The following is a 21,698-nucleotide window of genomic DNA, read 5'->3' on the forward strand; positions in this document are numbered from 1 at the left end:
CTTCGTGGCGTGCCGGAGCTACGGTCGATGAACGGTGGCGGATGCGGGCGCGATCGCGTTTTCTTCCGCGCACCGCTGCAAATGGCGCGTCGGACGGGCTTGGGTCAAACCCGTGCCAGTGCGCCCTTGGCCACGACCGGTCCGGTCGGCGCGCCGGTCGGCGACCCGCCAATCGGTTCGAGCGTCACCGCCAGCGTTGCACCCGTTGCCATCCGCGCGCGGTTCGCGTCGCTGACCGACATGCTGCCGCCGCTCGCCGGCAACACACCCAGCGAGTGCGGCACGCCATCGCCGGCGATCACCCACAATTCGGCGCTGCGCCGGGCATCGGCGAGCGCCTGCGGCGTGATGCGCATCCCGCCCGAACCCGGGTCATATACTGCGGTGACGGGCGCGCCACCGCCTGTCGGTGCTATAGCCGCGACCAGCATCGTCGATGGCGCCGATGCGGTTGCGACGGGTGTCGGGGCCAGCCTCACCGGCTGTTCCGGCCGGGTCACCAGCACGAGCAACAGCGCGGCGGCGGCGAGGCTCGACAGCCCGGTCATCGCCGGCCACAGCCAGCGACGTGGCGCTGGCGCATCGGTCGTCGCGAGTGGCGCCAGCGGCGCGTCGAGGCTCCGTTCGATCCGCGCGAGCAGGTCGTCCGAGACCTTCACCTCGGGCCACAGGTCGAACAATTGCGCGAGATGCCCGCGCCAGCTTTCCACCGCGACGGCAAAGTCGCGGTCGGCGAGCACGCGGCGGAGCGCGGCGGCGCGCTCCGCGCCGTCGAGCAGCCCCAGCGCCAGTTCGGCGGCGGTCATGTCGGGGGCCTCGCCGGGCGCGATGGGAATCTCGTCGCTCATCGCTCGAGGCATTCCTTCAAGCGCGCGAGACCGCGCCGCACCCAGCTCTTCATCGTGCCGAGCGGCACCGCCTGGCGCTCGGACAGCTCGGCATAGGTTACGCCCTCGAAAAAGGCGGTGCGAATCGCCACGCGCTGGTTGTCGTCGAGCCCGTCGAGGCACTGCGACAGATGATGCGCGGCCTCGTCGCTCTCCATCGTCTCGCTCGCCAGCGGGGCTGCGTCGGCGATGTCGGGCGCATCCTCGATCGGCGCGTGGCGGCGGATGCCCTGCGCGCGGCGCCAGTCGATCGCGCGGTTGCGCGCGATCGTTGCCAGCCAGGTGATCGGGCTCGCCCGGCCGGGCTCATAGGCCCCTGCGCGCTTCCACACCGTGAGATAGACTTCGTGCAACACGTCTTCCGCTGCCTGCCTTTCACCGCAGATACGCAGGCACACGCCAAAAAGCTTCGCCGAGGTCAATCGATAGAGATCGCGAAAGGCGGCGCGGTCCTCCGCGCCGGTTCGAACCAGCATCTCGGTCAGGTGCGCACGGGCGTCGGCAACAGGATCGCTCACGACCTCGATTCGTAACGACTTGGGGCGGGGCGGGCAATGCTCCCGATCGGACAGTCAGGGCGCTCGCCCCTGATTCAACGGTCCCCGCGCTGACACATTCACTCATGAGAGAATTAGTGTTGTTTCGGTCGTCGCTTTGCTGCATCTTGGATCACCGGCGCCGAAGAGCGTGAGGATCGACCAAGGGAGGGGTATATGAAGGCCTGTGCATTTCTGCTGAGCGCATCGGCGCTGGCACTGGGTTGTGGCGGCACGGCGACCGCGCAAACCACATCACCGCCCGCCAAGAGCGACGGCGCGACCGACACCACGGCCGACAGTACGCCGGACATTGTCGTGACGGCGCAGCGGCGTAACGAAAATCTCATGACGACCCCGGCCTCGGCGTCGGTCCTCAGCGGCACCGACCTCGCCAACAAGGGCGTCGTCAACGTCGATGCGCTGCAATTCGCCACCCCCAGCGTGGTGGTCAACAATTTCGGCCAGGGCAACGATTTCAACGTTCGCGGGATCGGCAAGGCCGAGCACAATGCGCAGACGACGACGGGTGTCATCGTCTACCGCGACGGCGTGCCGACCTTCCCCGGCTATGTCCAGGGCGAACCCTATTACGACATCGCCAACATCCAGGTGCTGCGCGGGCCGCAGGGTACGATCGTCGGGCAGAACGCCACCGGTGGCGCGGTGTTCGTCAACACCAACGACCCGATCATCAACGGTGGCACGCACGGCTATTTCAACGCCAATTACGGCAATTACAACGACGTCGGCGCGCAGGGCGCGATCAACCTGCCGGTGAGCAGCACCTTCGCCGCGCGGATCTCGCTCTATGGCGAGCGGCGCGATGGCTTCTTCCACGTCACCGGCCCCGCCGGCGCGGCCTATAACAGCCACAATGGCGACCTCGCCATGGCCGCCGGGCGCATCAGCCTGTTGTGGAAGCCGAGCGAGAATTTCTCGATCCTGTCGAAGACCGACCTAGGCTACATGGATTTCGGCGGCTATCCGGCAAGCCCGGCGACCGATTTCTACCAGACCATTCCCGGTGCGAGCGCGCCCAACCCCAAATATCACGATCTGTTCAACATCACCGCCAACGCGCCGATGGAGGCACGCGACAAGTTCGTCCGCTCGATCCTCAAGATGGAATATGACACCGACAGCGGCATCAAGTTCCGTTCGATCACCAGCCTGCAGAACGCCAACATTCGCTACGGCACCGACCTCGACGGCACCAATTCCCCGACCGGAACCAATAACTATTATTTCTTCGACAACGTCACCGAGACGCAATTCTCGCAAGAATTCAATATCATATCACCGGATCATCAGCGCTTCACCTGGCTGGTGGGCGCGTTCGGCCTGTGGAACACCTATTTCTACCTGCATCCCGATACCAACTTCGTGATCGACGTTGCCTATCCGTTCAATCTCAATGCGGCGCAGTACCGGCTCGCGGGGCGCAATCCCGAGCGCTCGCTGGCGGTCTTCGGGCAGGTCGGCTTCAACATCACCGACAATTTCAAGGTCGAAGTGGGCGGCCGCTATACCGCGAGCCAGTCGACCAACCATGTCGATGTGATGCAGTACGGCACCTATCTTCGCGACGACCAAACGACCAAATCGGACAATTTTTCCTACAAGGTTTCGCTCGGCTGGAAGGTCAATGCGAGCAATTATCTCTACGGCTTCGTGGCGACGGGCTTTCGTCCCGGCGGGCTGAACGTGCCGGTCGGCCTCGGCCTGCCCGTGCCCTTCGAGCCGGAAAAGGTGAAGTCGTTCGAAGGCGGCTGGAAGAGCAATCTTGCGGACAACCACATCCGCCTGACGATCGACGGTTTCTACAATGATTATCGTAACTTCCAGGTCATCATCGGCTATCCCACCTTCCCGACCTTCGGGATCGAACTCAACGTGCCGCACAGCACAAAGATCTACGGCTTCGAGGCCAATGCCGATTTCCACTTCGGCGCCTTCTCGCTCGATGCCGGCATCAACGTGCTGCATAGTGAGCTTGGCGAGTTCTATGCCAGCGATCCCCGCGCAGCGACGACCACGGCGTGCAACCCGCTTACCGGGCCGGTGAGCGGCACCTGTATCGCGCTCAAGGGGCGCGAGCAGACCTACGCGCCGAACTTCACCTTCAACATCGGCGCGCAGTACGAGATCAAGGTCGGTGATACCGACACGATCACTCCGCGCATCAACTATGGCCATATCGCACCGCAATGGGCGACCTTGTTCCAGAATGCGGCGCGTGGCGACCGGCTCACCGACCGCAACGTCGTCAACGCGCAACTCGCTTGGCAACATGGCAGCTGGACGCTGACCGCTTACGGCACCAACGTCACCAACCAGCATTATCCGGCCTCGCTCAACAGCGGGCTCTATTTCGCCGGACCGCCGCGCCAGTACGGGCTCAAGGTGCTGAAAACGTTCTGATCCCCTTCGACGCCGGTCGCCGCTCCCCGGGGCGGTGGCCGGTGCCCTTTTCCAATCTCCCAATCACGAAGGTGTCATGCAGCCCTACGGCCTGACGGTAGACAAGTTCCTGGATCATGCCGCGAAGTGGTTTGGTGACGCGCAGATCGTCGAGGCAGACGCCGGCGTGGCGCGCGGCCGCATCGGCTATGCAGCGCTGCGCGCGCGCAGCAACCGGATGTCGGGTGCGCTGGCGGCGCTCGGGCTCGCTTTCGGCGACCGGATCGCCACGCTCGCCTGGAACACCCAGCACCATCTCGAGATCTATTATGCCGCGATGGGCGCCGGGTTGGTGTGTCACACGCTCAACCCGCGGCTGACGGTCGCGCATCTCGCGGCGATGGTCAACGAGGCGGACGACCGCATCGTCGCCGTGTCGAGCGATCTTCTGCCCTTGCTGCGCGAGATGGCGCCCTTTTGCCCCGGCATCGAACACGTCATCGTGCTCGACGCGGCACCGACCGATCTCGAAAGCCTCGCGCCGCACCGTGCGCGGCTCTGGCCGTTCGAGCCGCTGCTCGCGGCGCATGGTGCCGACAGCCTATGGGGCGGTTTCGATGAAAACGCGGCGGCCGGGCTGTGCTATACGTCGGGTACGACCGGCAGCCCCAAGGGCGTGGTCTATACCCACCGCTCCAACTATCTGCACACGCTGCGCGCGCTGCAAGCCGATGCGGTCGGTCTCACCAGCGAGGATGTGCTCCTGCTCGCGGTGCCGATGTTCCATGCCAATGGCTGGGGCCTGCCGTTCGCCGCGCCGGCGGTCGGCACGAAGCTCGTTCTTCCCGGGCGGGCGATGGACGGGGCCGCGCTCGCGCGGCTGATGCGCGACGAGGGCGTCACCGTCGCGGTCGGGGTGCAGACCGTGTGGCTCGGCCTGGTCGATCATCTTGCCGCGACCGGCGAGACCTTGCCCGAGCTGCATCGCGTGCTGATCGGTGGGTCGAGCTGCCCCGATGCGTTGATCCGGCGCATGGAGGAGCAACTCGGCGCGCGCGTCCAGACTAGCTGGGGCATGACCGAATTGTCGCCGATCGGCACCATCGCGCCGCCCGCCACGATCCCCGACGAGCCGCGCGCCTCGGGCCGGCCGCCCATCGGTATCGACCTCAAGCTTACCGACGCTGCAGGGAACACGCTCACGCCCCAGCGCGACATGCTCGGCCACCTCAAGGTCAAGGGTGCCAGCGTGATCGATCGCTATTTCATGGCGGACGACGACGCGCTCGATAGCGAGGGGTATTTCGACACTGGCGACCTCGCGATGATCGACGCGGCGGGCAATCTGACGATCTGCGGGCGGGCCAAGGACCTGATCAAGTCGGGCGGCGAGTGGATAAACCCGAACGAGATCGAAATGATCGTCGGCCGCCATCCGAGTGTGCGCCATGTCGCGGTCATCGGCCGGCCGGATGTCAAATGGGGCGAGCGTCCGGTGTTGATCGTCGAGCGGCACGGCGATCGCGATGATCCTCAGGCGTTGATCGCGCTGCTGCGCGGCAAGGTCGCTGACTGGTGGATCCCCGATCAGGTGGCGGATATCGCCGCCATGCCGCTCGCCGCGTCGGGCAAGATCGACAAGAACCGGCTACGCGCCGACTATGCCGAAGGCAGGATCGACGCGCGCCGGGTAGCCTGACAAGGCGCGCTTCATCCCACCGCGAGGGGTGTCACGGGCACCCGGCGGCGGCCGGCGGAAGCTTCGGCGCATATAGCCCGACATTCCAGTTCCACCCGGTCTTGCCAGTTGCCTTGCGGCGGCACATCACTGCTTCATTCAGCGCGTACATACCCGGCATCAGCTTCGTCTCGGGGTGGGGTGCGTCGGTAAAGTGCATGTAGGACTCGCTCGCTCCGAAGCTGGGCCAGGCGGGTGCGCTGCCCGCCACCGGGCGGCCGTCGCGCGCGAAGCTCGTCCAGTAATCGGCCATCGCGTCGGACAAGGCCCGCTCGGTAGGGGTGGCCGGAATGCGCGGCCAGTGCGGCGGTGTGCGATCGAGCGTGCCGAACACGAAGGGCAATTCGCTGGCGTGGAAGGCGTGCAGGCCGGCATCGTCGGCGGCCGGATAACCATGGTCGAACAGATAGAGATAGGCCGGCTGGCCGAGCGCGGTCTGCTTGCGCGCCATGCGCTCCGCGGTCCAGCCGTACAAGGCGTCGCGGGTCGTCGCGAGGATGCTCTCCTTGTAGCTGGCGGTTGGGTAGAGGCGGAGGAACGCCTCGGCGAGATCACCATAGCGCTCGCGGATCGTCGCTTCATAGGCGGCCGGCGTCGCCGGCGCCTTGGGCGCGAGGATGGTCAGCGAGCGGATCTCGCCCTGGTTGAACCCGATCAGCAGCGGCACCGGGGCCTGCTTCCCCTCGTCGAATGCCGATACCATCTGTTGCGGCAGCACCACGCCATCGACCACGCCCTGCGGCGCAAAACCTAGGCCGGCGGCGCTGTTGGTCAGCGTTTGCGCATCCATGCCGCGCAGGGTGGCGATGTCCGGCGCCTGCAAGGCGGCGGCGAGCAACTGCCCGGCACCTTCGCCCGAGGGTGCGCCGAATACGCTTTTTTTGAGATCGGGCATCGAGATCATATAGCCGCTCTCGCTGATCGCCTTGGCGAACAGCCCGCGCGCCGGCGGCGACTCCAGCAGGTACATCACACTCAGCCCGCCGGCCGATTCACCGGCGATCGTTACATTGGCCGGGTCGCCGCCGAACGCGGCGATGTTGGCGCGCACCCAGCGCAAGGCAGCGATCTGGTCGAGCAGGCCGTAATTGCCCGACAGCCGCTGCGGCGATTCGCGGCCCAGCTCGGGATGGGCGAACCAGCCGAGCACGCCGAGCCGGTAGTTGATCGACACGACGATAGCGCCGCGCGCGGCCAGTTGCTTGCCGTCGTATAGCGCCTCGCGGCTCGAGCCGCCCGCGAGCGCGCCGCCGTGGATCCAGAAAAACACCGGGGCGTTGCGGGCATTGGCGGGTGCCCAGATGTTGAGCGTCAGGCAATCCTCGCTCGTCGGCAGCACCTCGCCCGAATAGACCGAGACGGTCTTGCTCTGCGGCTGGATACAGGCCGGGCCGAATGCCGTGGCATCGCGTGCGACGGGCCAGCGCGGCATCGCGACCGGCGGTTGCCAGCGCCGGCCCTGCACGGGCGGCAGGGCGTAGGGAATGCCCTTGAACATGCGGCTGTCGCCCTCGGCCTGCCCGCGCACCGCGCCGGCCGGAGCATCGACCATGGGGGCGGCGGTTTGCGCGGCGGCCGGGCTTGCCAGCGCGACACAGGCAGCGGCGATCAGGCGGCGGAGCGTCATCATGAAGCCTCTCCTTCGGCGCGGAGGATGCGTGCCAGCCCGAGGAACAGCAGGATGGCGATGAGATAGAAGGGGGTGAGCGAGAAGAGTGCGATCTGCAGCGCGTGCGCGTGGCCGTGCCGGGCGAACCAGTCGCTCGCCGCGCCGACATAGGTCGGCCCGAGCCCGAGGCCGATGAAGTTCATCACCAGCAGCAGTAGTGCCCCTGCGAGCACGCGCTGGTCGGGGCGCACCTCCTCCTGTACCAGCGCGACCGAGGCCGAGAGGTAGAAGTAATTGAGCACCATCACCACGGTCAGCAGGATCAACGCAAGCGGCCAGCTCGGTGCCCATACGAATGCGACATAGAAAGGCAGCGCGATGGCGAGCGACAGCACCGGCCCGGTCGCATAGATCTGGCGCGAGCGCTGCGACAGGCGGTCGATCAGGCGGCCCGAGATGATCATGCCCGATCCCATGCCGATCAGCACCGCCAGCGCGTACCAGACGGCGATCTGGTGAAAATCCATGCCCTTTTCGCGCATCAGGAACAGCACCGCGAAATTGCCTAGCCCATAGGTCACGAACTGCGTCGCGCCGCTGCCCAGCGCCGCGAGCATCAGCACCTTGTGGGTGAAGAACATGCGCAACACGCCCCAGAAGGCGACGCGGTCGACCGGGTGCGCGGGCACGGGATCGAACTGGCCGCGCACCGGCTCTCGCAGGAACAGTTTGACGAGAATTGCCGTGATGATGCCGACCGCGCCGATGCCGACAAAGGCATAGCGCCAGTCGAACGCGGCGGCGATCGAGGCGCCGAAGGCGATGCCCAGCGCCGCGCCGATCGGCGGGCCGAGATTGAAGGTGCCATAGGCCACGCCGCGCCGTCCGGGCGGGAAGCTGTCGGCGATGATCGCATAGGAAGGCGGTACGCCGCCAGCTTCGCCGAACCCGACCGTCATGCGCGCGAGAACGAGTTGCGGATAGGTCGTGGCGAGCCCGCAGCAGATCGTCGCCGCGCTCCAGATCGCGCAGGCCAGCGAGACGATGCCGACGCGATTGGTGCGGTCGGCGAGCCAGCCGACGGGGATGGCGATGAAGCAATAGAACATCGCGAAATACAGCCCGCCGATCAGCCCAAGCTGGCCATCGGTAATGTGCAGCGTTTCCTCGATCGGCTTGGCAAGGATGCCGAGCAGCTGCCGGTCGAGGAAATTGATCACATAGACGAAGGTCAGTGCGAAGAGCGTGATCCCGGCGCGCGGCGCGGTTGCGGTCGGCGCCGCATCGGTGGTGGCCTGAATACCCACGCATCCCCTCTATGTGCCTGTGTTGGCGTTGCCGGCACCATGCGAGCGCGATCGAGCGCTGTCAAACAAACACTCTCTCGCGCGTGAATATTATGTCGGCAACGGCGACATGGCTTGACGGTCGGCCAATCTGACTGAAAGGACAATGTCGTGACCCAGGATGTGAAACCGCCCCGCAAGCCGCGCAAGGCCGAACAGCGCGCCGAAACGATGGAGCAGATCCTCGACACGGCCGAAGATCTTTTTTCCAAACACGGCCTCTATGGCGTGACGCTCAAGGAAGTCGCCAAGCGCGTCGGCGTCCATCACACGCTGCTCAACTATTATTTCGCCGACAAGAAGGCGCTGTTCGATGCGGTGTTCGCACGGCGCGCCGTGGTGACCAGCGAACGACGCATGAAGGTGCTGGACGAATATGAGGCGGCAACGGGCGGCAAGCCGACCGTCGAGGGGGCATTGCGCGCGTTCCTCGACACCGATCTCGACCTTTATATCGAGAGCGGCGAGGGTTGGAAGAACTACGCCCAACTCACCGCACAGGTCGCCAACACCCCCGAATGGGGTACCGAATTGATGGACACGCATTTCGACCCCGTCGTGCTGCGGCTGATCGGCCTGCTCAAAAAAGCGCTGCCCGAATGTCCCGAGGAGCGGATCTTCTGGGGTTATCAGTTCGTCACCGGCGCGTTGATGCTGACGCTGGCGCGGACCGGGCGGATCGACAAGCTGTCGGGCGGCCTGTGCAAGAGCGAGGATTTCAGCGCGGCAAAGGAGCATATGGCGCTGTTCATGGCCGGCGGTTTCCTCTCGATCTGTCGCGGGCACACCAACTAGCAACACGACCTCGGCCGCCGCTTCGTCACGCCTCACGCAGCCGAGAGGGATTTCACTATATTGATAGTGAATGAATGACTGGCTATGCCTCCCGGCACGAAACAAGGGGAGGATCCGGATGTCACTCAATGGACGCGTCGCCATCGTCACCGGCGCTGGCGGCGGGCTGGGCCGCGAACATGCGCTGTTCCTCGCGCGGCAGAATGCGCGCGTGGTGGTCAACGATCTCACGCGCGACGCGGCGGAGCGTGTCGCCGCCGAGATCGTCGCGGTTGGCGGTGACGCGCTGGCGATCGCGGCCTCGGTCAGCGACGAAGCGATGGTCGGCACGATGGTCGAGCAGGTCATGGATCGCTGGGGCCGGATCGACATTCTGGTCAACAATGCCGGCATCCTGCGCGACAAAAGCTTCGCCAAGATGACGCTCGACGATTTCCGGCTGGTGGTCGACGTCCACCTGATGGGTGCAGTCGTCTGCAGCAAGGCGGTGTGGGACATCATGCGCGCGCAACGTCATGGGCGCATCGTCATGACGACCTCGTCATCGGGTCTCTACGGCAATTTCGGCCAGGCCAATTATGGGGCAGCGAAAATGGCGCTGGTCGGGCTTATGCAGACGCTGGCGATCGAAGGCGAGAAATACGACATTCGCGTCAATTGCCTCGCCCCGACGGCGGCGACGCAGATGACGCAGGGCGTGCTGTCGGAAGCCGGCCTTCACCTGCTCGATCCGGCTCTGGTGAGCCCCGGCCTGCTCGCGCTGACCGGCGCCGACGCGCCGACGCGCGCGATCCTCTGCGCCGGGGCGGGCCATTTCGCGTGCGCCAGCGTGACGCTCTCGTCGGGTCTCCAGATCGGCGCCGACGCCGACGCGGGCGAGCAGGTCGTGCGGCACTGGGATGCGATCAGCGACCGGCACGGCGAGATCGTCCCGGCCTATGGTTTCATCCAGGCCGACCGCGAACTCGCCAGCGCCGGCATGGCGGAACCCGTCGCCGCGGTACCGCGCTGACCGGCGCGACGAACCGCTAGTAGCGGATGCGCCACAATCGCAGCGGCGACTTCGCCGGCATGGCGATCGGCTCGAGCCAGCCCGGCACCTTGTTGTGCGCCAGCTGGTCATAGAAGCCGCCGGGATTGCGCGCGCGGTAGACGGTCGATTCCGCCATGTTCGGGCACACCAGCAGCAGCGTCGCACCGTGGCGATGCGCGATCGCGCGGAACTGATCGGCGCTGCCCGAAAAGGCGTGATGCACGTCGAGGATCGCGTCGCCGTTGCGGTGATAGGGGCCGGCAACCGCATTGTGGTGGGTGACCGTAACCAGGCGCGGGCCGAGATCGACGAAGGTGAAGATCGTCTGTGCCGGCAGCCGGTCGAGCGGCTGCAGGGCGGGGATCGTCGGGCACAGCCCGCTCGCATTGTTGACGCGCTGGATATAGGCGCTCGGCCGGTCGGGCGGTTGATAGCCGAAGTTCCGGCCGAACAGCCGGATATTGAACGGCGTGAAAATCAGGCCGGCGAACAGTCCGGAAATGGCGAGGAACGCGCCGACCGTGCCGAACACGCGGATCAGCATCGAGCGGCTGCCGAGGCACCAGGGCAAGACGATCCACGCCAGCGCGGTCGCGCCGGGCACCGCGAGCAGTTGCGCTGCCGGGGCGGCGCGCGCCTGCCACAGCAGCATCGCCGCGGCGAAGGTGCCGAACAGCAACACCGCCGCCCAACCGGTCTGGCGCGGCGTGCCTCGCGCACGCCACGTTGCCAGTACCGCGCCGAGCAGCCCGATGATCGGCAGCGTGACGATCGGGAAGGCAGTGCGGAACGGATGCTTGTAGATCGGCTTGGCCTCGCGGACATTGTCCAGCCAGGTCCGCACCAGTTCGGGCGAGACCTGTTCGGGCCGGCCGAGGCATTGCGGAAAGACCAGCGCAAAGCCCGCGACGATCACGCCGCCGGCGAGCACCGCGAGGCCGAGGCGAACCTCACGCCGCGCCGGGTTCAACCGGGCAAGCGCGAACAGCAGCAGTCCCGCCACGACCATCACCGACAGCCACACCGGCGTCAGCGCGTCACAGCGCAGCACGCGGTTGGCGTTGGAGGCGAAGGCGGCGTAGCCGATGCTGCTGCCGCCGGCGAGGGTCAACGCATAGACCGTCAGGCGTTGTGCCTCGGTGCGATCCCAGATCCATTGCAGCGCGATGATCGCGCCGGCCATTGCGGCATAGGGCAGCATCTCGAGGCCGATCGTCAGCGACACCGCGGATGCAGCGCCGACGATCGCGCCGCCGCGTGCCGCGCGCGGGTCGCACAGCCCGGCGACGGTCAGGCTGAGCATCGCGAGCTGCCAGCCATGATGATCGATGCGATCGGGCATGAACATCAGCATCGTCGCGGTGCAGCCGAGCAGGAGCACGATGGCGAGTGGCCAGGCTAGCGGGTGGACGAGCCGCCGCGCGGTCGCCGCGACGCCGAGCATCGCCAGGCTGAAGGGCAGCAGCGGCGCGATGCCGCAGGCCAGTCGCTCGGCTTCGGGCGTGCCGACGAACGGCTTTAGGATCAGGATCAGGCCGGCGATCGGCAGGTCGACGATACGGCTCCAATGGATGTCGAGACCCACCGGCGGGTTGAGCCGGTAATTGCGCAGGTCGTACCAGCCCTGCCCGTTCAGCAGCGCGCGGACCTGCATCAGCCGCATATTGTCGTCGGTGTCGCCGAGCGACAGCCAGTGGATCGCGTTCCAGCGCTCGAACACATAGAAAGCCGCGATCACCGCCCAGGCGATCAGCGTCAGCTTGACCCAATCCTGTTCGATTTCGCGGGCAAAGGGAATGGCATGCCCGGTGCTTTCGCCGCGCGGCATCGTTTCAGGGGTGTCGTCCACGCGTTCCGTCCCAATCTTGCCGGAACAATCCGGTTTCACTCCCGACCGACTTCCTCTAGTGCACCACCCGCAAAGGGCAAGTTAAGGCGTGACGGCAATTCTCAAGCAAGTGGTGCATCTGCGGACGAGCGGGCTGCTCGGCCAGCTGATCCGTTTCGGCATCGCCGGGGTGATCGCCAGCGCGATCTATTCGGCGGTCTATCTGCCGCTCGCCAACCATGTGTTCGCGAAGGGCCATGCCGTGTTCGCGGTGCCGTTCGCCTTTGCCGTCGCGGTGACGGCGGGGTTCTTCCTGCACAGCGCGTGGAGCTTCAAGGGGCATGGCACGCGCGACCAGAGCGGGCGCCAGCACGTCAAGTTCGTGTTGGTGCAAGGTTTCGGCCTGCTGCTCAATCTCGCCTTCACCTGGATCATTACGGGCCCGCTGTTCCACGGCGCAAACTGGATCCCGCTGATCCCGGCCTTCACGGTCATCCCGGTCGCGACCTTCGCGCTCAACCGGCAATGGGTGTTCGGCTAAATCTATGGACCGCATCGTCTATGACCGCATGGCGGCGCACGATTCAACGCATTGGTGGTACCGCGCGCGGCGCGACATCCTCGCCGACTATCTGACGCGCGAGGGCAACCTGCCCGCACAGGCGCGGATCCTCGAGATTGGCTGCGGGACAGGGCACAATCTGCCGATGCTCGGCGCATTCGGCACCGTCGACGCGATCGAGATCGACCCCGCCGCGCGCGCCATCGCCAGCGAGCGGCTCGGCCGGCCGGTCAGCGCGTCGCCGCTGCCCGCGCTACCGGATGTGCCGCGCGGCCATTACGACCTGATCGCCGTGCTCGACGTGGTCGAGCATATCGAGGACGATGTCGCGGCGCTGAAGGCGATGGCGGATTGCCTCGCCCCCGGCGGCAAGATCCTCGTGACGGTCCCGGCGCATACCTGGCTGTGGAGCGCGCATGACGTCGTCAACCACCACCACCGGCGCTATTCCAAGACCATGCTGGCCGCCGCGATCGCCAAGGCCGGGCTCAGCCATAACGGTCTGCGCTATTTCAATTCGCTGCTCTTCCCGCTGGCAGTGGCGGCGCGGATGATCGGACGGTTGACGGGCAAGGACGACAGCGACGATTCACCGCCGTCGCCCTTCCTCAACGCGATTTTCGAGCGCATCTTCCGCGCCGAGCGTCACCTCGTCGGGCGCGTGCCGCTGTCGCCGGGGGTCTCGATCGTCACGCTGGTCTCGCCTTCGGGCTCCTCGGCGCGATAACCGAGCGTCGCGCGGCCCAGCACCGGGCCGACGACATCGCCGACGAGATAGAGCGGGCGCCGCTTCGATTCGACATAGAGCCGGCCGAGATATTCGCCGATCATGCCGAGCACGAACATCTGCACCGCACCGAGGAACACGACGACGAGCATCGTCGAGGTCCAGCCCTGCACGGCATGGCCGAAGAAGAAGCCGAACGCGATATAGACCAGCAGCAGCAGCGACGCCCCGGTCAGCGCAAGCCCGGCATGGCTGGCGAAGCGCAGCGGTGCGGTCGAGAAACCGGTGACAGCGTCGAAGGCGAGCCGGATCATCTTGCCGAGCGGATAATTGGTCTCGCCGGCATGGCGCTCGGCGCGGTCGTAGAGAAACGGCACCTGGCGGAAACCGACCCAGGCGACCATGCCGCGGATGAAGCGCGCCTGTTCGGGCATCGACAGGAAGGCGTCGAGCGCTCGCCTGGACATCAGCCGGAAATCGCCGGTGTCGAGCGGGATCGGCGTGTCGGTCAGCCGGTCGAGCATGCGGTAGAAGATCGCGGCGGTGAGCTTCTTGAAGATCGTCTCGCCGGCGCGCTTGCGGCGCACGGCATAAACGACATCGGCCTGTTGCTCGGCCATCGTCGCGCGCATCTTGGTGAGCAGTTCGGGCGGGTCCTGCAGATCGGCGTCGATGATCAGGATTTGCTGGCCGGCGCACAGGTCGAGCCCGGCGGTCAGCGCGAGCTGGTGGCCATGGTTGCGCGACAGGTTGATCGCGATCAGCCGCGGGTCGGCCGCGGCGAGGCGCTGCATCGCCGGCCAGCTGTCGTCGCGCGAGCCGTCGTTGATGAACAGGATCTCGTAATCGTCGCCGACCGCCGCCCTGGCCGCGCCCGAGACGCGGGCGTGGAGCAGTTCGAGACAGGCGGCCTCGTTGTAGCAGGGGATGACGACGGAAAGCGCGGGACGATGCATGGGCGCGGTGCATAGCGGGTCGCATGCGCGGCGTCATGTGCGATGTTGCGCGGGCGCCCGCCAAATTCCGCCGGTGGCGCTGCAACAGCCTGCGCTAGATCCGCTCGACATTGTTAACCGCATCGGCAGCGCGCAAGGCGGTCATCAGCTTGCTGAGATGCTGCAGGTCGTGCACCTCGACGTCGATCGTGTTGGTGTGGAAGCCGCTATCCCGGTTGTCGAGCCGCATGTTGACGATATTGGCGCGTTGCTGGCCGATGATCGTCGCGATCACGCCGAGCGCGCCGGGCTCGTTCTTCACACCGACGGCGATCCGCGCGGTGGCGCCCTCGGCCTTGTCGCCCCAGGAAAGGTCGACCCAGTCGGCATCGTCGCTGTTGGCGAGCGAGGGGCAATCGATGGTGTGAACCTCGATTCCCTCGTTCGGGCGGCGCAGGCCGACGATGCGGTCGCCGGGCACCGGGTGGCAGCATTCGGCGAGATCGAACGCCACGCCGCGCGCCAGGCCGCGGATCGAGATCGCCCCGGCCTGGTGCGGCATGGCACGCTCGGGCGCGCCGGCCGACGCGCCGGCCCCGGGCATCAGCGCCTCCATGACATCGGCATCGGCCAGCCGGCGACGCGCGACCGCGGCAAGCAGCGCCGCCTCGTCGGGCAGTTTCAGCTTCTTGAGCGCCGCCTTGAGCGCCTCCGGGCCGATCGGCACCGGCAGCCGCGCGACGATATCGTCATAGAGCTTGCGGCCGAGCTTCTGCGTCTCCTCGCGCTCCTTGATGCGCAGGAAGCGTCGGATCGAAGCACGCGCCTTGCCGGTGATCGCGAAGTTGAGCCACGCCGCCTGCGGCACCTGCGCCTTGGAACGCAGGATCTGCACCTGGTCGCCATTGCTGATCTCGGTACGCAGCGGCACGACACGGCCGTTGATCTTGGCGCCGACCGCCTGGTCGCCGAGATCGGTGTGCACGGCATAGGCGAAGTCGATCGGCGTCGCGCCCTTGGGCAACTGGTACAGTTCGCCCTTGGGTGTGAAGGCAAAGATGCGATCCTGATACATCGCCATGCGGGTATGTTCGAGCAGCTCTTCCGGACTCTCGGCATGGTCGAGAATCTCGACCAGATCACGAATCCACGACACCTGCGTCTCGGGGCGGACCTTGTTCTGCTTATAGGCCCAGTGCGCGGCGAGGCCGAGCTCGGCCTCTTCGTGCATCGCCTCGGTGCGGATCTGAATCTCGACGCGGGTATTGTCGGCATGAATCACGCTGGTGTGGAGCGAGCGATAGCCGTTGCGCTTGGGGGTCGAGATATAATCCTTGAAGCGCCCCGGCACCATCGGCCAGCGCCGGTGGATGATGCCGAGCGCGCGGTAGCAATCCTCCTCGGTCGGCACGATCGCGCGAAATGCCATGATGTCGGACAATTGCTCGAAGCTGATGTGCCGCTCGGCCATCTTCTTCCAGATCGAATAGGGGTGTTTCTCGCGGCCCGAAATGTCCGCCTCGACCCCGGCGCGCGACAGCAGCAGCTTGAGGCCCGAGCCGATCTTGGCGATGCGGTCGCCGCCGCCCTCCTTGAGCTGGGTGAGGCGCTTGTCGATCGACTCATAGGCTTCGGGCTCGAGCTCCTTGAAGGCGAGCGTCTGCATCTCCTTCATGAACTCGTACATGCCGATCCGCTCGGCGAGCGGGGCATAGATGTCCATCGTCTCGCGCGCGATGCGCCGCCGCTTCTCCGGCTTGGGGATGTGATGGAGCGTGCGCATGTTGTGCAGCCGGTCGGCGAGCTTGACCAGCAGCACGCGAATGTCGTCCGACATGGCGAGCAGGAACTTGCGCAGGTTCTCGGCGGCGCGTTCGCTTTCGGTCTGCGCCTCGATCTTCGACAGCTTGGTAACGCCGTCGACCAGCCGCGCGACATTGGGCCCGAACACGCGCTCGATCTCCTCCGGCGTCGCGACAGTGTCCTCGACGGTGTCGTGGAGGATCGCCGTCGCGATCGTCTCCGCGTCGAGATGGAGGTCGGTGAGGATGCCGGCGACCTCGATCGGATGGCTGAAATAGGGGTCGCCCGATGCGCGTTTCTGGCTGCCATGTGCCTGTAACGAAAAGACATAGGCGCGGTTGAGCAACGCCTCGTCGGCTTGCGGATCGTAGCTCAGGACGCGATCGACGAGTTCATATTGACGCAACACTTGGCCAAGATGGCGTTCGAGGCTGCTGCTTTGCAACAAAATAGGGGCGGTCACATGAAAAAAGCCCCCTCCGCGCGCGGCGGAGGGGGCTCAGTAAAGCCTCGTGGGGACGAGGTAGCTTACTTGGCGCGGGCGTTGCACTTGGCGAGCGCGGCGTCATCGAACGCCTGGCCGCCGGCCGAGAAGCTGGTCAGCTTGCCGACGCGCTTCACGACCAGTTCGCACAGGATGTTGGGGCGCTCGGGCGCACGGTTGGCGGTGTAGGTCGCGTCGTGCAGCGTCCACAGCGTCGCATTGGTAATGATGGTCGCGTTCGTCGGCTGGGTCGCCGGGGTCGCGGCGTAGAAGCCGGCCGGGCCCTGGGCGTTGGCTGCGATCGGCGAAAGCAGGGCGGCCGTGGCGATGGCAGCGGCGATGAGAGCGGTGGAACGGATCATGGGGACCTCCTGTTTTATCAGTTGCGAATCACTACCTAGTATATTAGGTTGCTCGTTGCAACTAGAAACTTATATTTCATTCCCATGACGGCGGGAAATTTGATAGGCTGAAAAAATGGGTAGAGGATTGATGGACGAGAAACTCCGCGAGCCCTTGCGCGAACTGGTCAAGTGCAGCTTGCCCGCGGCGCTGGAGGCGATGGGCGAACGCTGGTCGTTCATGATCCTGCGCGCCGCGTTCAATGGCCTGCATCACTTCGAGGAATTTCAGTCCGAACTGGGTATCGCGCGCAATATCCTCGCAAATCGCCTGGCTCGGCTGGTCGAGCACGGCATCCTGACGCGCGAGGCGATGCCCGATGATCGTCGCAAGATCGAGTATAATCTGACGGAGAAGGGCATGGCGCTGCTCCCGACGATGGTCGCGCTGCGCCAATGGGGCGAGCGCTGGGAAACCGGCACGCCGGCGAGCCCGGTGTTGGTCGATGCGCGCGACATGCGGCCGGTGGCGCCGGTCGCCGTGACCTCATGGGATGGCCGCGTGCTCACCAAACACGACATGCACTGGGCATTGCGCGAGGATGTCAGCGATCACGCGCCGGTCGCGAACGCGGCCGAATAGCGTTACCCGATCAGGCGCTCGAGGAAAGCGCGCACGTCGGCGGCAAGCGGTGCCGGCTGGCCGGTCGGCAGATGCACATTGACGATCACCATTTCGATGACGGTATGAAGCGCACCGCTTTCGCCGTGACAGAGTTCGAACCGCTGCGTGAGGCTGGAATTGCCGAGCCTGGTCACGGCGACGAACGCTTCGACCGTGTCGCCGAGCACGAAGGGTTTGAGATAGTCGATCTCGGTGCGGCGGACATGGAATTCGGTCTCTTGCCAGACAGGACCGAGCGCCGCGGCGATTCCCGTCCAGTCCCAAAATTCGGTGACCGCGACATCGGCATATTCGAGATAGCGCGAGTTGAAGACGACCTTCTGGCCGTCGATCTCGGCATAGCGGACCTTGAAGCGGGTGGAGAAGGCAAAGCCGGGGCGGGTGGTCATCGCGCGTCGCTAGCCGCCTCGCGGATCGCTTTCCACTGCAATCCGCGTTCGACCGGCGGCACCGCTGCGATGGCGTGAACCATCGCTTCGGCTGACTCGCCGTACACGTCGTTCAGGGCGCGATCGGCGCGCCTTCTCCCGACTGGTCCGGCGTCGGCGCGTCGAAGCGATGCCCCCAGCGCACCAGCGACCAGATCCGTTCGTGAAAATAGAACAGGAAAATCTTGGTGATCACCTCGGTGCCGGCGATCGCACCGGCGATCTTGCCGTTGCCGCCGGTGAAGATCATGCCCAGCACGAAGGTATCGATGCTGCCGAGCGCGCGCCACGACACCGCCTTGACGAACGACCGCGGGTGGCTCTCGACGCCGCGCAGCAGGAACATGGCGGCTTAGCCGCTCTGCTGTGCGGGGGTGTTGACGCCCATGCTGGTGAGATAGCGCTTCACGTTGCGTGCGGCCTGCCGCAACCGCTGCTCGTTCTCGACCATCGCGATCCGAACATAGCCTTCGCCATTTTCGCCATAACCCACGCCCGGTGCGACGGCGACCTTGGCATGGGTGAGCAATTGCTTGGAAAACTCCAGGCTGCCGAGATGCTGCAGCGCCGGCGGCAGCGGCGCCCAGGCGAACATCGACGCGCGCGGTGAGGGGATTTCCCAACCGGCGCGGCCGAAACTCTCGACCAGCACGTCGCGGCGCTGGCGATACAGCGTGCGATTGGCCTCGACGATGTCCTGCGGGCCGTTGATCGCGGCGACGGCGGCGGCCTGGATCGGGGTGAAGGCACCGTAATCGAGATAGGATTTCACCCGCGTCAGCGCGGCGATCAGCTTCTGGTTGCCGACCGCAAAGCCGATCCGCCAGCCGGCCATCGAATAGGTCTTGGACAGCGAGGTGAACTCGACCGCCACGTCCTTGGCGCCCTTGACCTGCAGGATCGAAGGGGTCGGCTGGTCGTCATAATAAAGTTCGGAATAGGCCAGGTCGGACAGCACCCACAGCTTGTGCTCCTTGGCGAAGGCGACGACGCGCTCGTAAAAGGCGAGGTCGACGACCTCGGCGGTGGGGTTGGACGGATAGCCCATCACCAGCACGCTGGGACGCGGCACCGTGAACGCCATCGCGCGCTCGAGCGATTCGAAATAATGCTCGTCGGGGGTGGTCGGCACGCTGCGAATCGTCGCCCCGGCAATGATGAAGCCGAAGGTGTGGATCGGGTAGCTCGGGTTGGGCGCGAGCACGACGTCGCCCGGCGCGGTGATCGCCTGGGCGAGATTGGCGAGACCCTCCTTCGAGCCGAGCGTCACGACGACCTCGGTCTCGGGGTCGAGATCGACGCCGAAGCGGCGGCCATAATAATTGGCCTGCGCCTTGCGCAGCCCGGGAATGCCCTTCGACGCGGAATAGCCATGCGCGTCGGGTTTGCGTGCCACTTCGCACAATTTGTCGATGACATGTTGCGGAGGCGGCAGGTCGGGATTGCCCATGCCGAGATCGATGATGTCCTCGCCCGCCGCACGCGCCTGAGCCCGCATCGCGTTGACTTCGGCGATGACATAGGGGGGCAGGCGGCGGATGCGGTAGAATTCGTCAGACATGGGTCGATCTTGCCTTCGGCTGTGGTCGCCAACGCGGCGACGCCGCGCTATGTAGCACGAAATTCGCCGCTGCGCCGCCCGGGAGGGAAATTGATGATCAGGGTCCCGATCGCCGCTGCGTCCTGCGCACCCGCGCCGGCTTGTCGCACCATAGAAGACGGGCGGGGATTTTGATGTCCGAGCGTGATGATCAGCTTTCGGCGATGCCGACGCTTGAAGAGATGCAGCGCTGGACCTTGCTGCTCGGCCGGCTGCAGCAGCAGGTGATGGAACAGGGACTCGAGTTGCCGGCCGTGACCGAGGCGCTGCCACCGATCCCCGGCCTGACCGATCCCGCGACGCTCGCGCGGACGCGCGACTTCTGGAATCAAAGCCTCGGCCTGTGGCAGCGCATGATCGATCCGACGCATGCGCCCGATCCGACGCCGTCACCGCATGACGGCGACAAGCGCTTCCGCGACCCGCGCTGGCACGAGAATCCTGTGTTCGACTGGATCCGGCAAAGTTACCTTCTCGTCTCCGATTACATGCTGGACAATGTCGCGTCGCTCGACGGGCTCGATGCCAAGCAGAAGCAACAGGTGGAATTCGCGATGCGCGGCTTCATCGATGCGATGAGCCCGTCCAATTTCCCGACGACCAACCCGCTGGTGCTCGAAAAGACGATCGAAACTGGCGGCGAGAATTTGCTCACCGGGCTGAAGCGCATGCTGGCCGACATGGCCAAGGGTCAGATGACGCAGACCGCGCCCGATGCATTCGAGGTCGGGCGCAATCTTGCCACGACCCCGGGCAAGGTCATCCGACGCACCGATCTTTACGAACTGATCCAATATGCCCCGGCGACCGAATCGGTGCTGGCGGTGCCGCTGGTGATCTTCCCGCCCTGGATCAACCGCTTCTACATTCTCGACCTGACGGCGGAAAAGAGCTTCATCCGCTGGTGCGTCGATCATGGCATCACCGTGTTCATGGTGTCGTGGCGCTCCGCCGATGCGTCGATGGCGCATGTCGTGTGGGACGATTACATCGCCGCGCAGCTCGACGTGATCGACATGATCCGCGATCTGCTCGATGTGCCCGCGGTGCATGCGATCGGCTATTGCGTCGCGGGCACGACACTGGCCGCGACGCTCGCCGTGCTCGCGGCGCGCAAGCAGGCCAAGAAGGTCAGGAGCGCGACTTTCTTCACCGCGCAGGTCGATTTCGACCAGGCTGGCGAGTTGCTGCACTTCGTCGATGACGAGATGCTGGGCGTGCTCAAGTCGCTGTCGCCCGACGGCTTTCTCGACGGGCGCTACATGGCGATGACGTTCAATCTGCTGCGCGGGCGCGACCTGATCTGGAACTACGTCACCAACAATTACCTGCTCGGCCAGGATTATGCGCCGTTCGACCTGCTGCACTGGAACAGCGACACGACCAACCTGCCCTCGGCCTGGCACATGAGTTACCTGACTGACCTGTACCGCGACAATCTGCTGGTCAAGCCGGGCGCCCTGTCTGTGCTGGGCACGCCGATCGACCTGACCAAGGTCAAGACGCCGTCCTATGTCCAGGCCGGCCGCGAGGACCATATCGCGCCGGCCGAAAGCGTGTGGAAGATCACCGACCAGTTCACCGGACCGATCAGGTTCGTGCTCGCCGGCTCCGGCCATATCGCTGGCGTGGTCAATCCCCCGGCGCTGGGCAAATATCAATATTGGACCAACCCGGCGCCGGCGAAGACGCTCGCGGAATTCTTCGAGGGTGCGACCGAAACCAAGGGTAGCTGGTGGCCCGACTGGCTCGAATGGCTGACCGGACAGGACCCCGCGACCGTGCCCGCGAAGGGCGCGCGCATACCCGGCAAGGGCAAGCTCAAGGCGATCGAGGATGCGCCGGGGAGTTATGTGAGGGCGCGGTAGGCCTCATTCCAACCGTCACCCTGACTGGTTTCAGGGTCCATACGCGGTCGGTGGTCACAGGCGCGTCGCTCCTGGCTCGAGTGACCGTGT

General features: G+C 65.6%; 19 protein-coding genes. 8 read left to right on the plus strand and 11 right to left on the minus strand.

The window, feature by feature from the left end; all coding sequences use genetic code 11:
• Window positions 1-104: 104 nt before the first annotated feature.
• Window positions 105-848, minus strand: a complete 744-nt coding sequence (locus U1839_RS13010) for an anti-sigma factor (RefSeq protein ID WP_332804041.1) — start codon at window positions 846-848, stop codon at window positions 105-107.
• Window positions 845-1,363, minus strand: coding sequence for a sigma-70 family RNA polymerase sigma factor (locus tag U1839_RS13015; RefSeq protein WP_332804140.1), 519 nt, complete (start codon window positions 1,361-1,363; stop codon window positions 845-847). The genes U1839_RS13010 and U1839_RS13015 overlap by 4 nt, the downstream gene beginning before the upstream one ends.
• Window positions 1,364-1,600: 237 nt before the next feature.
• Between U1839_RS13015 and U1839_RS13020 the strand changes: the two genes are divergently transcribed.
• Together U1839_RS13020 and U1839_RS13025 are read left to right on the plus strand one after the other, a co-directional pair.
• On the plus strand, window positions 1,601-3,847 hold the full coding sequence (locus tag U1839_RS13020) for a TonB-dependent receptor (RefSeq protein ID WP_332804042.1): 2,247 nt from the start codon (window positions 1,601-1,603) through the stop codon (window positions 3,845-3,847).
• A 76-nt stretch (window positions 3,848-3,923) separates the two neighbouring features.
• Window positions 3,924-5,525, plus strand: a complete 1,602-nt coding sequence (locus U1839_RS13025) for an AMP-binding protein (protein ID WP_332804043.1) — start codon at window positions 3,924-3,926, stop codon at window positions 5,523-5,525.
• Between the two features lie 31 nt (window positions 5,526-5,556).
• Here the strand turns inward: U1839_RS13025 and U1839_RS13030 are convergent, their stop codons facing one another.
• Together U1839_RS13030 and U1839_RS13035 are read right to left on the minus strand one after the other, a co-directional pair.
• Entirely contained in the window at window positions 5,557-7,194 is a 1,638-nt protein-coding gene (locus U1839_RS13030; protein ID WP_332804044.1) for a carboxylesterase/lipase family protein, read from the minus strand.
• Window positions 7,191-8,480, minus strand: a complete 1,290-nt coding sequence (locus tag U1839_RS13035; RefSeq protein WP_332804045.1) for a spinster family MFS transporter — start codon at window positions 8,478-8,480, stop codon at window positions 7,191-7,193. The genes U1839_RS13030 and U1839_RS13035 overlap by 4 nt, the downstream gene beginning before the upstream one ends.
• Before the next feature lie 150 nt (window positions 8,481-8,630).
• Here U1839_RS13035 and U1839_RS13040 point away from each other — a divergent pair, with 150 nt between their 5' ends.
• Window positions 8,631-9,314, plus strand: a complete 684-nt coding sequence (locus U1839_RS13040) for a TetR/AcrR family transcriptional regulator (RefSeq protein WP_281127451.1) — start codon at window positions 8,631-8,633, stop codon at window positions 9,312-9,314.
• Between the two features lie 118 nt (window positions 9,315-9,432).
• Window positions 9,433-10,326, plus strand: coding sequence for an SDR family NAD(P)-dependent oxidoreductase (locus tag U1839_RS13045; protein WP_332804046.1), 894 nt, complete (start codon window positions 9,433-9,435; stop codon window positions 10,324-10,326).
• Window positions 10,327-10,342: 16 nt separating this feature from the next.
• On the opposite strand, the gene U1839_RS13050 is transcribed toward U1839_RS13045, so the two are convergent.
• Complete coding sequence (locus U1839_RS13050; protein ID WP_332804141.1) at window positions 10,343-12,175, minus strand: AcrB/AcrD/AcrF family protein; 1,833 nt, start codon at window positions 12,173-12,175, stop codon at window positions 10,343-10,345.
• A 109-nt stretch (window positions 12,176-12,284) separates the two neighbouring features.
• Between U1839_RS13050 and U1839_RS13055 the strand changes: the two genes are divergently transcribed.
• Both U1839_RS13055 and U1839_RS13060 read left to right on the plus strand, forming a co-directional pair.
• Window positions 12,285-12,716 carry a GtrA family protein gene (locus U1839_RS13055; protein ID WP_332804047.1) on the plus strand — a complete coding sequence of 144 codons (432 nt, stop codon included), beginning with the start codon at window positions 12,285-12,287 and terminating at the stop codon, window positions 12,714-12,716.
• 4 nt (window positions 12,717-12,720) lie between these two features.
• Window positions 12,721-13,464, plus strand: a complete 744-nt coding sequence (locus tag U1839_RS13060) for a class I SAM-dependent methyltransferase (protein WP_332804048.1) — start codon at window positions 12,721-12,723, stop codon at window positions 13,462-13,464.
• Here the strand turns inward: U1839_RS13060 and U1839_RS13065 are convergent.
• The 3 genes from U1839_RS13065 to U1839_RS13075 form a co-directional block, all read right to left on the minus strand.
• Window positions 13,383-14,420 (minus strand): glycosyltransferase family 2 protein, encoded by a 1,038-nt coding sequence (locus U1839_RS13065; protein WP_332804049.1) that lies wholly within the window; start codon window positions 14,418-14,420, stop codon window positions 13,383-13,385. The two genes, U1839_RS13060 and U1839_RS13065, sit on opposite strands and share 82 nt — an antisense overlap.
• 94 nt (window positions 14,421-14,514) lie before the next feature.
• Window positions 14,515-16,611: a RelA/SpoT family protein gene (locus U1839_RS13070; RefSeq protein WP_281127486.1), complete on the minus strand. Its 2,097-nt coding sequence runs from the start codon at window positions 16,609-16,611 to the stop codon at window positions 14,515-14,517.
• Window positions 16,612-16,730: 119 nt separating this feature from the next.
• Window positions 16,731-17,048, minus strand: coding sequence for a CC_3452 family protein (locus tag U1839_RS13075; RefSeq protein WP_332804050.1), 318 nt, complete (start codon window positions 17,046-17,048; stop codon window positions 16,731-16,733).
• Between the two features lie 130 nt (window positions 17,049-17,178).
• Here U1839_RS13075 and U1839_RS13080 point away from each other — a divergent pair, with 130 nt between their 5' ends.
• Window positions 17,179-17,670, plus strand: coding sequence for a winged helix-turn-helix transcriptional regulator (locus U1839_RS13080; RefSeq protein WP_281127444.1), 492 nt, complete (start codon window positions 17,179-17,181; stop codon window positions 17,668-17,670).
• 2 nt (window positions 17,671-17,672) lie between these two features.
• Here the strand turns inward: U1839_RS13080 and U1839_RS13085 are convergent, their stop codons facing one another.
• From U1839_RS13085 to U1839_RS13095, 3 genes are all read right to left on the minus strand, one after another.
• Window positions 17,673-18,101: an acyl-CoA thioesterase gene (locus tag U1839_RS13085; RefSeq protein ID WP_332804051.1), complete on the minus strand. Its 429-nt coding sequence runs from the start codon at window positions 18,099-18,101 to the stop codon at window positions 17,673-17,675.
• Between the two features lie 112 nt (window positions 18,102-18,213).
• A complete protein-coding gene (locus U1839_RS13090) occupies window positions 18,214-18,486 on the minus strand; it encodes a DUF2061 domain-containing protein (RefSeq protein ID WP_332804052.1) in 273 nt (90 codons plus the stop codon).
• 6 nt (window positions 18,487-18,492) lie between these two features.
• A complete protein-coding gene (locus U1839_RS13095) occupies window positions 18,493-19,701 on the minus strand; it encodes an LL-diaminopimelate aminotransferase (protein WP_281127440.1) in 1,209 nt (402 codons plus the stop codon).
• 173 nt (window positions 19,702-19,874) lie between these two features.
• Between U1839_RS13095 and U1839_RS13100 the strand changes: the two genes are divergently transcribed.
• Window positions 19,875-21,608 (plus strand): PHA/PHB synthase family protein, encoded by a 1,734-nt coding sequence (locus U1839_RS13100; protein WP_332804053.1) that lies wholly within the window; start codon window positions 19,875-19,877, stop codon window positions 21,606-21,608.
• Window positions 21,609-21,698 lie beyond the last annotated feature (90 nt).

The organism is Parasphingomonas halimpatiens (assembly GCF_036663795.1).
In the GTDB taxonomy this organism is placed as follows: Bacteria; Pseudomonadota; Alphaproteobacteria; order Sphingomonadales; family Sphingomonadaceae; genus Sphingomonas.

Coding starts and splice junctions, on each gene's coding strand:
- U1839_RS13075 (WP_332804050.1), bottom strand. CDS start 17,048: ATGATCCGTTCCACCGCTCTCATCGCCGCTGCCATCGCCACGGCCGCC.
- U1839_RS13015 (WP_332804140.1), bottom strand. CDS start 1,363: ATGCTGGTTCGAACCGGCGCGGAGGACCGCGCCGCCTTTCGCGATCTC.
- U1839_RS13060 (WP_332804048.1), top strand. CDS start 12,721: ATGGACCGCATCGTCTATGACCGCATGGCGGCGCACGATTCAACGCAT.
- U1839_RS13065 (WP_332804049.1), bottom strand. CDS start 14,420: ATGCATCGTCCCGCGCTTTCCGTCGTCATCCCCTGCTACAACGAGGCC.
- U1839_RS13010 (WP_332804041.1), bottom strand. CDS start 848: ATGAGCGACGAGATTCCCATCGCGCCCGGCGAGGCCCCCGACATGACC.
- U1839_RS13025 (WP_332804043.1), top strand. CDS start 3,924: ATGCAGCCCTACGGCCTGACGGTAGACAAGTTCCTGGATCATGCCGCG.
- U1839_RS13090 (WP_332804052.1), bottom strand. CDS start 18,486: ATGTTCCTGCTGCGCGGCGTCGAGAGCCACCCGCGGTCGTTCGTCAAG.
- U1839_RS13085 (WP_332804051.1), bottom strand. CDS start 18,101: ATGACCACCCGCCCCGGCTTTGCCTTCTCCACCCGCTTCAAGGTCCGC.
- U1839_RS13095 (WP_281127440.1), bottom strand. CDS start 19,701: ATGTCTGACGAATTCTACCGCATCCGCCGCCTGCCCCCCTATGTCATC.
- U1839_RS13045 (WP_332804046.1), top strand. CDS start 9,433: ATGTCACTCAATGGACGCGTCGCCATCGTCACCGGCGCTGGCGGCGGG.
- U1839_RS13020 (WP_332804042.1), top strand. CDS start 1,601: ATGAAGGCCTGTGCATTTCTGCTGAGCGCATCGGCGCTGGCACTGGGT.
- U1839_RS13080 (WP_281127444.1), top strand. CDS start 17,179: ATGGACGAGAAACTCCGCGAGCCCTTGCGCGAACTGGTCAAGTGCAGC.
- U1839_RS13030 (WP_332804044.1), bottom strand. CDS start 7,194: ATGATGACGCTCCGCCGCCTGATCGCCGCTGCCTGTGTCGCGCTGGCA.
- U1839_RS13100 (WP_332804053.1), top strand. CDS start 19,875: ATGTCCGAGCGTGATGATCAGCTTTCGGCGATGCCGACGCTTGAAGAG.
- U1839_RS13050 (WP_332804141.1), bottom strand. CDS start 12,175: ATGCCGCGCGGCGAAAGCACCGGGCATGCCATTCCCTTTGCCCGCGAA.